The 14,859-nt window shown below is 55.5% G+C and carries 12 protein-coding genes and 2 pseudogenes; 8 read left to right on the top strand and 6 right to left on the bottom strand.

The features are described from left to right. Positions 1–135 precede the first annotated feature (135 nt). Positions 136–1,314, top strand: coding sequence for an MFS transporter (locus GSP01_RS08200; protein ID WP_141352591.1), 1,179 nt, complete (start codon positions 136–138; stop codon positions 1,312–1,314). 149 nt (positions 1,315–1,463) lie between these two features. On the opposite strand, the pseudogene GSP01_RS08195 reads toward GSP01_RS08200, so the two are convergent. After that, a pseudogene (locus GSP01_RS08195) lies at positions 1,464–1,629 on the bottom strand (IS481 family transposase); the annotation flags it as partial. A 57-nt stretch (positions 1,630–1,686) separates the two neighbouring features. Further along, complete coding sequence (locus tag GSP01_RS08190) at positions 1,687–2,598, bottom strand: LysR family transcriptional regulator (RefSeq protein WP_141352547.1); 912 nt, start codon at positions 2,596–2,598, stop codon at positions 1,687–1,689. 137 nt (positions 2,599–2,735) lie between these two features. Between GSP01_RS08190 and GSP01_RS08185 the strand changes: the two genes are divergently transcribed. Then, positions 2,736–3,221 (top strand): lipocalin-like domain-containing protein, encoded by a 486-nt coding sequence (locus GSP01_RS08185; RefSeq protein WP_228123880.1) that lies wholly within the window; start codon positions 2,736–2,738, stop codon positions 3,219–3,221. Positions 3,222–3,274: 53 nt separating this feature from the next. Here GSP01_RS08185 and galE read toward each other — a convergent pair whose 3' ends face one another. Continuing rightward, positions 3,275–4,261: a UDP-glucose 4-epimerase GalE gene (galE, locus tag GSP01_RS08180; RefSeq protein WP_141352543.1), complete on the bottom strand. Its 987-nt coding sequence runs from the start codon at positions 4,259–4,261 to the stop codon at positions 3,275–3,277. A 318-nt stretch (positions 4,262–4,579) separates the two neighbouring features. Between galE and GSP01_RS08175 the strand changes: the two are divergent. Together GSP01_RS08175 and GSP01_RS08165 are read left to right on the top strand one after the other, a co-directional pair. Next, positions 4,580–4,860, top strand: a pseudogene (locus GSP01_RS08175) (IS5/IS1182 family transposase); the annotation flags it as partial. A gap of 775 nt (positions 4,861–5,635) precedes the next feature. Further along, the gene (locus GSP01_RS08165) at positions 5,636–6,637 is read left to right on the top strand and encodes a LysR family transcriptional regulator (RefSeq protein WP_141352539.1); all 1,002 of its coding nucleotides are present in this window, start codon (positions 5,636–5,638) and stop codon (positions 6,635–6,637) included. 34 nt (positions 6,638–6,671) lie between these two features. On the opposite strand, the gene GSP01_RS08160 is transcribed toward GSP01_RS08165, so the two are convergent. Further along, positions 6,672–7,094 (bottom strand): RidA family protein, encoded by a 423-nt coding sequence (locus GSP01_RS08160; RefSeq protein WP_141352537.1) that lies wholly within the window; start codon positions 7,092–7,094, stop codon positions 6,672–6,674. Positions 7,095–7,250: 156 nt separating this feature from the next. Between GSP01_RS08160 and GSP01_RS08155 the strand changes: the two genes are divergently transcribed. Next, complete coding sequence (locus GSP01_RS08155) at positions 7,251–8,069, top strand: aldo/keto reductase (RefSeq protein ID WP_141352535.1); 819 nt, start codon at positions 7,251–7,253, stop codon at positions 8,067–8,069. A 65-nt stretch (positions 8,070–8,134) separates the two neighbouring features. Here GSP01_RS08155 and GSP01_RS08150 read toward each other — a convergent pair whose 3' ends face one another. Continuing rightward, positions 8,135–10,195 carry a hydantoinase/oxoprolinase family protein gene (locus GSP01_RS08150; RefSeq protein ID WP_141352533.1) on the bottom strand — a complete coding sequence of 687 codons (2,061 nt, stop codon included), beginning with the start codon at positions 10,193–10,195 and terminating at the stop codon, positions 8,135–8,137. Positions 10,196–10,368: 173 nt separating this feature from the next. Here GSP01_RS08150 and GSP01_RS08145 point away from each other — a divergent pair, with 173 nt between their 5' ends. Genes GSP01_RS08145 through GSP01_RS08135 form a run of 3 tightly spaced genes read left to right on the top strand, consistent with a single transcriptional unit; the run spans position 10,369 to position 14,004 of the window. Next, positions 10,369–11,664 (top strand): NAD(P)/FAD-dependent oxidoreductase, encoded by a 1,296-nt coding sequence (locus tag GSP01_RS08145; RefSeq protein WP_141352531.1) that lies wholly within the window; start codon positions 10,369–10,371, stop codon positions 11,662–11,664. 51 nt (positions 11,665–11,715) lie between these two features. Next, positions 11,716–13,269 carry a hydantoinase B/oxoprolinase family protein gene (locus GSP01_RS08140; RefSeq protein WP_141352529.1) on the top strand — a complete coding sequence of 518 codons (1,554 nt, stop codon included), beginning with the start codon at positions 11,716–11,718 and terminating at the stop codon, positions 13,267–13,269. Positions 13,270–13,290: 21 nt separating this feature from the next. Further along, the gene (locus GSP01_RS08135) at positions 13,291–14,004 is read left to right on the top strand and encodes an SDR family NAD(P)-dependent oxidoreductase (protein ID WP_141352527.1); all 714 of its coding nucleotides are present in this window, start codon (positions 13,291–13,293) and stop codon (positions 14,002–14,004) included. A gap of 33 nt (positions 14,005–14,037) precedes the next feature. Here GSP01_RS08135 and GSP01_RS08130 read toward each other — a convergent pair whose 3' ends face one another. Then, positions 14,038–14,859, bottom strand: coding sequence for an IclR family transcriptional regulator (locus GSP01_RS08130; protein ID WP_141352525.1), 822 nt, complete (start codon positions 14,857–14,859; stop codon positions 14,038–14,040).

The following is a 14,859-nucleotide window of genomic DNA, read 5'->3' as shown; positions in this document are numbered from 1 at the left end:
TTCCATACCCATCACCACACCTAACTGCAAAAACTCCCGGAGAATGACAGCGTGACACCCGATCAAGCCACAACGTTCATATCCCGGAAACTGAATATTCCGTCTCGATACATATTTTTTCTTTTGGTCTTTCTGATGTACGTCATCAGCTACGGTGACCGTGCAGCGCTTTCCATTGCCCTGCCCACGCTCGGAAAAGAATTCACACTTTCTCCCGTACAGATGGGCTGGGTCTCCTCCAGCTTTCTCTGGTCGTATTTCCTGTTGAATCTTCCTTCAACCATGCTCCTCGACCGCAAAGGCGCGCGGCTGATCGGCAGTCTAGCAGTATCAATATGGTCTTTTGCAATGTTGCTGGGGGGAATGGCTCACAACATTACCAGATTCCTGATGACGCGTATTCTCCTCGGCGTCGGAGAAGCACCGACCTTTGGTGTCGGCGCTACGGTTGTCCGTAGCTGGGCGCTCCCAAAAGAACGCGGCTCCGTTATGACGATTCTATTGACCGGCATGCAGCTTGGACTGGCCGGAGGCACGATCGCCGGTGCTTATCTGATCGCGTTCTTCGGCTGGCGCTTCGAATTCATGGCACTCGGAGTGATCGGGCTGGTCTGGGCCGTAATCTGGTGGTTGGTCTATCGCGCTCCAGCCGACAGGACGTCTCGCCCTGCCCGCGCGCCCTTCTCCCTCGGATCAATCCGGAATCTTTTCAGATCACGGTCTTTTCTGGGTATTCTCATTGTCCAGTGTACCCAGAACTACCTGAATTTTCTGGTCATGTCTTGGATGCCACTTTACCTCATTCACGAGCTTCATATTGATATTACCGGAACAGGTAATCGGACAGCACTCTGCTATCTCGCCGCAGCTGCTGGTGCGATCGTCATAGGCCGTATTCTTGAACATTTCACTTTCCGGAACGGCATCCATCCACCACGCCGCAGGTTCATCGTTGCAGCTTGCCTGGGAGGAGCCGCAACGATCGGCTTTCTCCCCCGGTTCCATACCATGACACCCATTCTCCTCATCCTTGGCGGCTCGCTAGCCTGCCTTATTGCAGCGAACGGGGCGAATACAGCGTTACTTACGGACCTAGTTGAGGAAGGAGATAAAATTGGCACGGTGACAGGGGTTACTCTTACATGCAGCAATTCTCTTGGTCTTTTTGCACCAATTATAACAGGATATATAATATCATATACTGGTCGCTTCGATATCGCCTGGTATGCATGCTCAGCATCCCTAGTGTTAGCAGGAGCTATTTCAATTATTCTAGTAAAAAATCCAATTTCCATAATATATTATGAAAAATAATCATCAACACATAGATAAAATAATCGAAATACCACTGCTTTTAAGAACTTCTGCGTAATTCCACTCTTCCGCTTCTGATTAGGCTCAAGCCCAATTAATATGAGTGATTGGGTGTGATTCAGGCACTGTGAAAAGACTGAAGATGAGCGACCTGTTTTCTGATCTTCGACACTCTGTCGCTTCCGCCACTTTGCAACGGTTTTCGGATTGATCCCGAACTCCTTGCTCAGCGCCGCGAGCGAGACCTGCGATCGCTGTATTGCTGGCTCGTACGCCGTACATGGTCGTGGCGCTGCCATGACGTCTCTGTCCCATAAGGCTTCCTTCCACTCTCGTGAAAATATCACACCACTAAAATACGGGACTAGACAACTAGAAGAAGCCCGCGACACGCAGACGGCGTTTGAAACTATCTAGAAAGGCACGCACACTGGCCTGCGTATATTTCCGGTTGGGCAACACGGCGTGAAGGTCGATTTTCTCTCCCTGCAAATCAGGAAAAATCCGCACGAGCCTTCCCTGTTCCAAGTCATGATGAACATCACAGAGCAACTTGTAGGCAATCCCTTCCCCCGAAAGCGCCCAGTCATGAATGATCTCGGCATTTGTACTCGAAAGACGGGGTTCGACCGTGATGATCTCGGTCTGTAGGTCGTTGCCGATAACCCAACGGTCCAGAAGAGCCATTGTCTTGTTGCGCCTCAGACAGAGACAATCATGGGCAGCTAGGTCTTGCGGCGTCACCGGTTGAGGGCGACGGGCCAGATACTCAGGTGATGCACACAGGACCCGCACTGTCGAGGCCAACCGGGTGACAACCGCATCGGGAGAATCAGGAAGGCCCAGACGCAGAACGACATCGAGAGAGTCACTGGTATCATAAAAACCTTCCGAGGCCAGTGCCAGATTGACCAGAAGATTCGGATATGTGGCGCTGAAAGTCGCCAGAAAAGGTGCGATCAGGCGTCGTCCAAGTTCTACCGGAGCGCCGATCCCGAGTGTTCCCCGGGGAATGTTGGTGTTGGACGAAATTTCTTCTTCCAGACCGTCAATGAGCGCCAGAATTTCCACCGCGCGCTCGTGGTAGATCCGCCCGTTTTCACTCAGCCCAAAATGCCGCGTATTCCGGACAACCAACAGGCTGCCCAGCCGACTTTCCAAACGGGCAAGACGACGAGACACCGTCGCAGGCGATGTCTGGAGATTGCGAGCACAGGCGGTCAAACTGCCGGAGGCGACAAGATGGGCAAAGAAGCGCAGGTCCCCTGTTTCGTCATGGCGCATCCTGCCCCCCCTAAAACGAAATTCGATTCATTATTGCGCCTGACGTAATATTCCCTTTCGAATGATGCGCCTACTGAAAGATGATCGGCCTGCGTTATAGAACGCCCGGAAACGCTACACAGGGTCGGGAAAACAGCATGGCTTCAGTCTTTCCAGTCACGACGTCTGACGACGGAAGTCCAGAAAAGCCAACCCTAAAAGATCAGCTTGTCGGCACCTGGAAACTCGTATCCTACCAGGTGGAAGAAAAAGATACGGGAACATTCATCAATGCGATGGGCCCTTCACCACGGGGACGGGTCATTTTTACGCCTGATGGATGGGTGGCGTTCAATCTAGAGGGTAGCCATCGCCACCCGGCTGAAACGGAAGCCGATTATCCGGGCCTTATGAAAACGCTAGTGGCCTATATCGGGCGCTATCGTGTCGAGGGAAACCAGTGGATTACGCAGGTCCAAACAGCCTGGGCGCCAGAATGGGTGGGCACGGAGCAGCGCAGAACCGTTGTGATCAGCGGCACAACCGCAGACGTCACGACACCATGGCGAAAGATGCCGAACTGGGCTCAGGGAAGACTGTCGCGCAGCCTGATCCGCTTCCAGCGCGCAGATGACGGCGCGTAAGAGCTCAAAAAGGGAGCCGTCTTTCAGAGACCGCCACGGTTAGGTTGTGCTGTTCACCCACCGTAACCGTGAGGATGGCTTTCCCGCCAGCGCAGGGCCGTCTCCACAATACTGTCAATATCCCCGAATCGGGGTGCCCATCCCGTATCTTTTCGGAGAGTCGTGGAATCCGCCACCAGAAGGGCTGGGTCCCCATCACGTCTTGGAGCAGGCTCCCAAGGCACTCTGCGGCCACTGACGCGCTCGACACTCTGGATGATCTCAAGGTTTGAGTAGCCTTGGCCATTGCCGATATTATACGTAACGCTACGATGATCGATCTGTGCAAGAGACCTGATATGGGCGTCGGCAAGATCCGTAACATGGATATAGTCGCGAACACAGGAACCATCCCGGGTCGGATAGTCGGTACCAAACAGCTTTAGTGCGGGACGGCGACCGAGTGCCGCATCAATGGTCAGGGGAATCAAGTGGGTTTCGGGACGATGATCTTCACCTGCCCGTCCCTGGGGATCCGCGCCAGCCGCGTTGAAATATCGCAGACATGCGCTTCTGAGGCCATAGATCGCATCTGCCCAGTGCAGCACACGTTCAATCATGAATTTGCTCTCACCATACGGAGAACCGGGCTGCACAGGCGCTGTTTCCGGGATAGGGTCGATCCGCTCCGGTCCACCGAAAAGAGCGGCCGTAGAAGAAAACACTATCTTCCTGACGCCATGTCCAGCACAGATCTGTACAAGGTTCAGGGCCGTCAGATAGTTCTGCCGCAGATAATGAAATGGATCGCGCATGCTGTCGCCGACGAGAGAAAGTGCCGCAAAATGCAGGACGCCATCCCATTCTCCCTGCGCCACCACGGCTGATGTAGCGGCATAATCCAGAAGATCCACTTGATGGAAAGGCACGCCGGCGGGGACCGCCTTACGATATCCCGTGCTCAGATTGTCCAGCACGGCAACATCATGACCTGCATCGAGTAGAGCGAGAACAACATGGCTACCGACGAAGCCTGCCCCACCGGTAACAAGATAGCGCATGCAAAACTCCCCAAAACACCGCCGCATCAGATGCGAGAAAGGCTATCAGAAACCTCTTGAAGAAGAGATACCATTAGCCAGACATTAAAGAGAACCCATTAACATCATAGTCATTTTGTGGTTCAGGGCGGATAGATACTCCGTGGATATCGGAGTGATCTGAAGAGTTCAAAAAAAACCACTGGTTTTGGGCGTCTCTGTGTAATTCCATCACTCTTGCGTCAGGCTCAGGACTCATTGATTTGATTTCGGAAATCTGATTCAGGCTCTGCAAGGAAACTGAAGATAAACGGTCTGACTAACGGAAAGGCAGAGCACCAGACGATTATGATTGATGCGACCTATCTCAAGGCACAGCGCACGGCTTCGAACCTGCGGCTAAAAAAGGGGATCCAGCCCGCCTGATCGGACGGACAAAAGGCGGCATGAACACGAAGCGGCATGCGGTCACCGATCAGAACGGACGACCGCTGAACTTTTTCATGACAGCAGGACAGGTCAGCGATTATGCTGGAGCTTCTGCTCTGCGGAACATCCTTCCCATGGTACAGTGGATGCTGGCAGCCCGGAGTTATGATGCTGACTGGTTCAGGGATGCCCGACGCCTTCTTCTCAGCAATCTGCCTCGCTACAACCCTCATCTTCTGCCTATGAGGTCTGAGCTTAGGGCCGGTAGCCCGTATGTCTAGGTTTCAATGATGAAGCGAGAATATGATTCCTTGGTTTTGTCATATCAGGTGGCGATACGTCGGCAATTCCGGAATTTATTGAAGAGACGCTCGACGAATTTACGCTAGCGAGATTCAGCCCTGTCATGAAGGACAGGGGGACGACGATTTCTTTTGCTCGAGATGACGGCTTCGATTTCAGCCAGGGTTTCAAACATCGCATCAAACACGTCCGTCATTACCAAGCGCCGGTAGCGCCGGAACACACTGTTCCATTTCCCATAATCATCAGGCAGAGGGCGCCATCTGCGATCCGGTTCGGGCAATCCACATCATCAATTCGAAAAACAGGCGATTGTCTTACGCAGGACGGCCGACCCGTCTCAGCCGAAAGCAGCACCCCGATAATGGCTCACTCTTCGCCCGAGAACCCAAGACGCTCGCTCAACAATGCCTCTAAAAGACAGCGTTAAATCAATCAGGAATCTTACTATCAATCTTCGTCAACGAACCCTAATTAGGAAGTTTTATTGCTATAATTGGAATATATTTTTTTCCATTGCGGAAAACAGAATATAGTTTGACATTGAGATCATATATTTGCCTCAATGCGGAGCGTGGCCTCGGGTTCACCGCTTCCGATTGCGGTCGGTTCAGCATTTCCAAGTCATCATCCGGCGTCAGGCCGTACGAGAAAGGTTGAGCGATGAATGTCAGGGATCTGGAATATTTCATTTCTGTAGCGGAATGTGGATCATTTTCTCGCGCGTCGGTCCAGCTAGGACGCCCTCAACCCGTGCTCAGCCGGCATATTCGTGAGCTTGAGACCGAGCTGCGGGTTCCACTTCTCTATCGAAATGGTCGCGGCGTCGTCATGACACAGGCAGGTGAGCGCCTCAAACAGCTTGGTGCCACGATCATTCGCCAGATCCAAGACGCACAGAACCAGATCCGCCACCTCTCACCAGACTATCTGGACTCTGCCTCCATCGGGATGCCTGCGAGCGTCAGCGCCATTCTACTACCACCGCTTGCCCGTGCCCTGCGCAACGCCCATGCGGATGCCGAACTCCGTTTTCTCGATGGCTGCAACGGCGATCTTCTGAACAACCTAAATGCCGGTTCACTGAATGTCGCACTGCTTTATGATGCACCAGGAATTGCTCATCCCAATCTGGAAGCCGTGCTCTCGCAGCCACTCTATCTCATCGAAGCCTGTCCTACCGCCTCGGAAGCAGCAGACATCGGGGCGACGATTGAGGCGGCTGAGCTTGCCGGGATCCCGCTAGTTTTACCAGGAAAGCGACATGGCCTGCGGCAGATCGTCGCCTCATGGGCCAACCGGAACGCGCTTGATCTGACCGTACAATGCGAATGTGATTCTTATTCTTCTATGCTTCAGGTGGTCTCTTCCGGGATGGCAGCGACCCTGCTACCGGCAGCATCCCTGAAACGCGAAATTCTCTCCGGCTATTTTCGCTGCCGACTGATCACTAAACCAGCACTCTACCGTACCATTGCACTCGCAGCGTCCCAGAGCCGCCCGGTTAACGCCGGGCTTGTCACCCAAATTAAGAAAATGATCGAAACTGTTCGGGACGATTTTCTCTGGCCCCAACTTCCCGCGAATACACAGCCAAACATACGGGCAATCCAGACATCCTCTCTGAATAGCGCATTACAGACAGCAGAAGAAATTGTTTTCTGAGGCCATTCAGAACGAATGGCCTCCCCCACTGCCGTCAGACTGAAATCCTGAGATATTCCTGCGGTTGTTTCGAAACGCCACGGATTGCCGTGACTTCAAATTCCACCTTCAGATCATCGCGCGCCAGAGGTGTGCAGGCCATTGTCGCGGCCGGATCAATTCCCTTGAAAACCTCCCCCAGAACCAGAGCCACGGGAGCCATGTTCGCGCGATCTGGAACATGCGTAATAATTCGCACCACATCCGCAAGAGACGATCCCACCGAATTGAGCGCCCCCTCGATCGTCTGAAGCGCGCGCCGGGCCTGGACCGCGACGTCAGGCGAAATTTCCCGCGTTCTATAATCAATACCTGCCGTATTAGCGACGAAAAGCATGTCACCAACTGCCACCAATCGCGAATAGCTGTTGCGCTCTTCGTACATGCTTCCTGATTTAACCTTGATGATATCCGGCATCTGTCTTTCTCCGAGAAAAGAAGAGGTTTCATCAAAAAGTATTGCTCACCGCAGCATTTTTTTCCTTCCATAACAGCTATACATAAAACCGCCTTGGTCCCCTTCCAGCGTCATGAAACAACACCGGTTGCACCTTTAAGCACAGGAATTCGCATCATGACTGAACAACCCATTATTTCCCTGGGCCGGGACGTCGCTATACCTCAGTTGGGGCTGGGTGTCTGGCAAACTCCCGCCGATCAGACGGCGGATGTCGTCAAATGCGCAATTGCTGCTGGCTACCGCGCTGTCGATACCGCCACGATCTATGGCAACGAAGAAGGTGTCGGGACAGGCTTAGAAGAGCATCCCGAAACTTTCCTCACAACCAAGCTCTGGAATACGGATCAAGGCTTCGATAAAACCCTCCGCGCCTTTGACGTGAGCAGCCACAAGCTGGGCCGAGCGTCAGTCGATCTCTACCTCATCCACTGGCCAGCACCCCGCCTTGATCTCTATGTCGAAAGCTGGAAGGCCATGATCCGTCTGCGGGACGAAGGCCGTGTTCGCGCGATTGGTGTCTCGAATTTTACACAAACCCATCTTGAACGAATTATCGGAGAAACGGGTGTCACCCCAACACTCAACCAGATCGAGCTTCATCCCGAATTCCAGCAACATAGCCTGAGGAGCTTTCACGCCTCAAAAGGCATCCATACCCAGTCGTGGAGCCCACTTGGGCAGGGACGTACGCTCAACAGTCCGATCATCGAAAAGATCGCCGCGAAGCACAGCAAATCTCCCGCGCAGATCATCATCCGCTGGCATCTCCAAAGCGACCTGATCGTGATCCCGAAATCAGTCACGCCTTCCAGAATCGCCGAAAACATTGACGTTTTCGATTTTACGCTCGACGCGACTGATATGGAACAGATCGCGGCGATGGACCGCCCCGATGGCCGCATCGGACCTGACCCTCTGACAGCAGACTTCTGAAACTTTCAGGTCTTATCCGGGAACAAACCCGGATAAGACCTCCCAACAACGGATTGGAGCAGGGCTTAGCGCCCTGTTTCAACAATGAGATTGAGATGTGGTTCGACAATGGCGCGTGTTCCCGGCGGCAATACCGTCGTGGCATCCATCTGTTCGATGATCGCTGGCCCGGCGACCTCATTCCCACTTCTGAGCAGGCTACGTTCATAAATCGGGCACGACACAAAGCCTTCCGTCTCAGGAAACCACACATCGCGCGCACCCGTAATAGCGGACTGCGCATCAGGGCCAGAATCCGGATGTGACGTAAATGCGGCTTTTTCCACTTTCCCGATCGCTTCGATACGGAAGGTCACGAACTGAACGGGATCCGTCTGTGAGGCAAAACCGTATTGCGCTTCATGCGTCGCAATGAAACTGCGGACCATATCAGTCACACTTTCATCACTCATGGCATCGATCGAAACCGGCATGTCCACCGCTAGCTCGTAATTCTGCCCAACATAGCGCATATCCGCACTCATCCTGAGGCCACGATCTTCCTCACGGACATTTTCCTGAGCGAACCAGTGATTAGCCTGTTTCAGAAGGTCCCGGAAAATCGACACGATATCAGTGTACATACCCGGATGCGCGACCATAATCTGCGTACTTGAAAAATCTGCCCGCAGATCTGTCAGCAGTAGGCCAAGTGCACACATCACACCGGGTGTCAGCGGGATAATAACACGCTTCATGTCCAGCTCCTGCGCCAGACGCACCGCATGCAGCGGACCCGCCCCGCCCAGCGCCATCAGGGCATAGTCACGCGGATCATGTCCCTTCTGCACGCTGATGACACGCACGGCGCGTGCCATGTTGGCGGTCACGACCGAAATGATTCCCTGCGCTGTCGCCATCACATCCATGCCGAGCTCTTTGGCCAAAAGACCAATGCGCTCCATGGTCAGATCCCGCCGGATCGCCATACGGCCGCCCAGCAGGAATTCCGGATTGAGAGTCTGCAATGCGACATTGGCGTCGGTTGTGGAGGGTGTGAGATTGCCCTGATCGTAGCAGACGGGTCCGGGGAAAGCGCCGCAGCTCTGGGGGCCGACCTTCAGCAGGCCACCATTATCGCGATAGGCCAACGAACCGCCCCCTGCACCGACCGTATGGATATCCAGCATAGGCGCCTTGACCGGATAGCCATGCACTTCCGCTTCACCGGTCAGACGGCAGGTGCCGTCCTTCAGCAGCGCAACATCCGTGCTGGTGCCTCCCATATCAAAGGTGATGATGTTGGGGATGCCGATGACGCGTCCGATGGCCTGCGCCGCGACAACTCCGGTGGACGGCCCCGAAAGAACCGTTCGCACCGGCAGGGCGCGCGCCAGATCGAAACTAATGACACCACCATTGGACTGCGTAATCCGAGGCGCAACCGAGAGACCCAGCTCCAGAAGACGTGCCCCCAGACGGGCAATATAGACTTCCATGACCGGGCCGAGATAAGCGTTCACCGCCGTGGTCGAGAAACGCTCATATTCACGGAATTCAGGGGCGACCTGATAGCTTGCGCAGGTAAAGGCTTCGGGAAACTCTTCCCGAACGATCTCATAGGCACGGCGCTCATGTTCCGGCTTTATGAATGCATACAAAAAGCCGATCGCCACCGCCTTGACGCCTGCTTTTTTCAGGGCCCGTGCCGCGTCGCGCACGCTTTCCTCATCAAGCGTGACCTCCACCGTGCCATCGTGCCGCACACGTTCCGGCACCTCGAACCGCAGGGCCTGAGCCACCAGAGTTTCCGGCTTGTCTTCCTGCGTATCATAGAGGCTAGGACGTTGCTGGCGACCAATCTCCAGAAGATCACGAAAACCATCCGTAGTGATAAACCCAGTCAGCGCGCCTTTATGCTGGATAAGCGCATTCGTGCCGACAGTCGTGCCATGACCCAGAAAGCTGATATCCGAGGTTTTGGCCGAAACCGTTTTCAGTCCTTCGGTAATACCGGTCAGAATTCCGCGTGACGGATCATCCGGCGTCGAAGAGACTTTCCAGATCGCAAATCTTTTCGATTCCGTATCATAAAGACAGATGTCACAGAACGTTCCACCAGAATCGACACCAAGTCTCCACGCCATTTTCCGCTCCGCTCATTGATTGCGTCGTGATCTGTTGAGGATACCCACCTCTTTCGGCGCGGAATAAGACCCGTTTTGAAATAACAGCTATGCCAAGACACGCCGCAAAGAGTCATGGCACGTCTTGTCATCGATAAAAAACGACCCTGTTTTCAGTTCGAGGACCAAAAAAGATGGCGCCGAAGGTCATTCCCGTGAAGTCGGATGAAAACCTGCCTGAAGCTGTCGATGTCGTCGTGATCGGCGGCGGCATTATCGGCGTAACGACCGCCTTTTTCCTGGCGCGCGCAGGCGTTTCCGTTGCGCTCTGCGAAAAAGGCGTTATCGGGGGCGAACAATCGAGCCGCAACTGGGGCTGGACCCGCGTCATGGGGCGCGACGAGCGTGAACTCCCTCTGGGAATGAGCAGTCTCAATCTCTGGCGCGAGATGAACAGACTGACCGGACGCGAAACCGGCTTCCGACAGTGCGGCATCCTCTATGCCTGCGATAACGAAAAGCAGCTCAACGAATTCCGGAACTGGAAAGATATCGCCGACCGCTACCAGATCCAGACAACGCTCCTGGATGGTGCCCGGACGGCCGAGATGGCAGCGGGATCACAGCGCACCTTCCAGGGCGGTCTCTTCTGCGGCACAGACGGCAGGGCAGAACCGACCATGGCCGCATCGGCCGTCGCCGAAGCCGCGCGGGAGCACGGCGCGGCGATCCTGACGCATTGTGCCGTTCGTGCTCTGGATCATCAGGGCGGTCGGATCTCGGGTGTCATCACCGAACGCGGGCGCATCAGATGCAGCACCGTTGTTCTGGCCGGGGGAGCATGGTCGCGGCTTTTCGGGAGGAATGAAGGCATCAACCTTCCAGCGCTCAATGTCCTTGGCAGCGTCATGCGCGTGGACAATGTGGAAGGCGCTCCGGAAGAAACAGTGGGCGGCAGCGACTTTGCCTTCCGACGCAACATTCAGGGCGGCTATAACATCAGTCGCCGGAACGCGAGTGTTTCGGAAATCACCCCGGATTCATTCCGTCAGCTACGCCAGTTTGCCGGCTCCTATCTGAAGAACCACAAGGAGCTGCGCCTTCGTCTGAGCCGCGCGTTTCTGGACGAATGGAAAATGGAGCGTCGCTGGACGCCCGACAGTGTCACACCTTTCGAAAAGATCCGCACACTGGACCCCGAACCATCACACGGCCTTCTGGAAGAGGCAGCACGGATCATCAAGCGAGATTTTCCGCCCTTCCGTACCATGCGTGAAGTGGAACGATGGGGTGGGATGATCGACGTCACACCGGATGCCGTGCCCATCATCGACCGTGCCGAAAAAATTCCGGGTCTGGTTCTTGGAGTTGGCTTCTCCGGTCATGGCTTCGGCATCGGACCAGGGGCCGGCAAGCTATTGTCCGAAATTGTCCGGAACGTGACGACCTCTGTCGATCCGGCCTCCTTCAGCTTCAACCGTTTCCGTTAACCTTTTCTGCCTTCTCTCAACATTCTGACGACGCATCGGAGATCCTGAATCATGACGTCTTTCCAACGCATCGCCCTCGACCCCGTCACCGTCGAAATCATCGGAAGCGCACTCGCTTCTGTCGTGGAAGAGATGGGCGAAGCCCTCGTACGCACCAGTTATTCAACGAACATCAAGGAACGCCGCGACTGCTCCACAGCACTGTTCGACCAGTTCGGCTACACGCTGTGTCAGGCTGAACACATCCCAATGCATCTGGGATCGTTCATCGAATTCATCCCCCTCGTCATGGAGCGTTATCCGGCAGATCAAATTGAACCGGGCGATGTGTTCATCGGCAATGATGCCTTCGTAGGCGGCGGCACGCATCTGCCCGACATCGTCCTGGCCGAACCGATTTTCGTGGACGGCGCGCTTGTAGCCTGGGCCATCAACACTGCCCATCATTCGGATTTCGCCGATCGGGGTGATGCCCACATCTTTCAGGAAGGCATTCGGATCCCACCGATCAAGCTCTACAAACAAAGTGTTCTGCAACAGGACGTGCAGGACCTGATCCTCCTGAACTGTCAGGTACCGGACGAGCGCATCTCCGACCTTCGCGCCCAGATGGCTGCAAACCGGCTCGGCGTGAGCCGTTTCAAGAGCCTCTGCACGAAATACGGCGTTGACGTCATGATCAGCGCAGGTCTGACCCTCCAGGATTATGCCGAACGCAAGATGCGCGCGGGCATCGCAGCCATCCCGGATGGCACCTACACAGCCTCCGACCTGTTCGAAACCATCGACCATCCCGAGATCATGGAAATCGGCTGCCTGATTACGATTGCGGGCGATGAAATGACCCTTGCCTTTCAGAGCCCGCCACAGGTCCGTGCCAATCTCAACATGACGCGTTCGGCTCTGCTGGCCACTGTGTATTACGCCATAAAATCAATCGTCGATCCGACGATCCCACCCAATGCCGGTCTGGCCCGACCGCTCCATGTCGAGGCTCAGTCCGGCACCCTGCTCTGCTGCGCACTTCCCGCTGCCGTCATGGGACGGATTTCGACGTGCCAGCGGGTTGTTGACGTCATCATGGCCGCACTGGCCCCTGTCTGCCCCGAAAGCATCACTGCAGCGGCCAATGGCTGCGTCGGCTCCGCAACGTTCAGCGGAACACGCAATGGCAGCAACAAGTTCTGGATCTATCTCGAGACCATCGGCGGCGGGTCCGGTGCGCGATACAACAAGGATGGTCTGGATGGGGTTCAGGTCCATCTAACCAACACCTCAAACCTGCCTATCGAAGCACTGGAGACTGAATACCCGCTAACCCTGCTACGATACGAACTGGTCGAAGGCTCCGGCGGAAACGGAAAATTCACCGGTGGCCGCGGCCTGCGTCGCGTTTATCGGGCAGAAGAGGAATGTTACGTTTCCAGCAGCATGTCCCGCCTCTCGACGGCACCCTGGGGCCTGGATGGCGGCGGTCCGGGTGGTATGGCGCAGGTGAAATGCACGGCGCCGATGGTCCGTGGCAATGCCACGCTCGCCCCCTCGGATATCGTGGAAATAGTTACCCCCGGCGCGGGCGGCTACGGAACACCAGACGTTTTATGACCCAAACGAGGAGATCACATCATGTCGGAACAGTGCTCTCCCCTGCCCTCCGGGCGTGTTGCCCTGATCTCAGGCGCATCCCGGGGGATCGGCCGCGCTATTGCGAAGCGTCTTGCAGATCAGGGCTGGCGCATCAGCGCCGGCATGCGGAACGTGGATGGAAGCTGGCTGACAGCACCCCATCTGACCTGTCCATATGATGCTGCAGATCCGGCTTCGGAAGAGGCCTGGGTGGCAGAAACGATGCGTGTGTTCGGCCGGATCGATGCCGTGATCCTGTCAGCAGGCATCATGATCCCCGGGTCGATCCTTGAAACCGACGACACCGATCTGGATCGCATGTTCCAGATCAACGTCCGCTCCCCCACACGACTGGTCCGGGCGGCGTGGGACGCCCTTGCGGCTGGCGGGCGGGGGCGCGTCGTTCTGCTATCATCCATGTCGGGAAAGCGCGTCAAATCCGCACGATCGAGCACTTATGCCATCACGAAATTTGCCACGTCCGGCCTTGCCGCTGCAATCCGGCGGACAGGCTGGAACAACGGAATCCGCTCCATCGTAGTATGCCCAAGCTTCGTCGCCACAGACATGACACGAGACACCGCCGGCTGGACAGCGCAAGACATGACGCAGCCTGCCGATATCGCTGTCATGGTTGCAACAACTCTTGCCCTGCCCAACACAGCCAGCGTTTCCGAACTCTGCTTCACGTGCCAGGATGAGGACATGGCCTGACCCCGAAACATAAGGAGGATCAGATTCCCAACGTCAGGACAGGAGCTCGAGATAACTCCTGATTTTCTCTATGATCTGTCCGGCCTCCTGGTCAGACAGATCATCCGTCGGTTTAGCAACAGTCACCGCCGCCCGACATGTCCCGTCTCCTTCAAGGATGGGTAGGGAAATACCGGAAATGCCCTGAATCACCGCGTTGCGTCGGGAATCGTAGCCCGCCTCACGGACGTGAGCCAGAAGATCCTGCAACGCCTCAAGGTCAACGTTCAGTGCCTGATAACGCGATGCATTCGCCTGCAGGATTGCCAGCTGATTGTCCGGGTCCTGATTCGCCAGAATAACTGTGCTTCCCATGCCGTAACCGAGCGGTAAACGTCCCCCCAACCCGTCATGGCCCAGAATGGGAAGACGACTATCGGTAATGTACATATCGGTAATGATCGCATCCAGCCCCGTCCGTTCGAGCAGGAACACCGAAGCCTTGAACTCCCGCCCCAGCAAGGCGAGATAAGGCTGCCACTGCCGGATACGCTCCACGGGACTTGTTCTAAATCTTCCCAACGCCAGAGCTGCCGGGCCAAGACGATAGCGTCCCCGCTGGGCCGCCTGCACGACCAAACCATGTCTTCGTAATGCCTGAAGGGACCGATGAACGGCCGATTTTTCTGCTGAAACAAGCTCGGCCAGTTGGCCTAGCGCCAGTCCCTGCGGCCCATGTTCGTTCAGAATCATGAGAAGCTGCGCGGCGCGATCAGAGTTCTGGGAATACTGCACCTGTTTCGCAGCAGGGACAGCCTGTACCGGCGTCTTTCCCTTCGATGCTCTCTTCTGGACGAACGGCGCCGATATCACCAC

The sequence above is a fragment of the Gluconobacter sphaericus NBRC 12467 genome (assembly GCF_006539125.1).
Classification (GTDB): domain Bacteria; phylum Pseudomonadota; class Alphaproteobacteria; order Acetobacterales; family Acetobacteraceae; genus Gluconobacter; species Gluconobacter sphaericus.
This window is presented reverse-complemented; position numbering and strand designations above follow the sequence as displayed.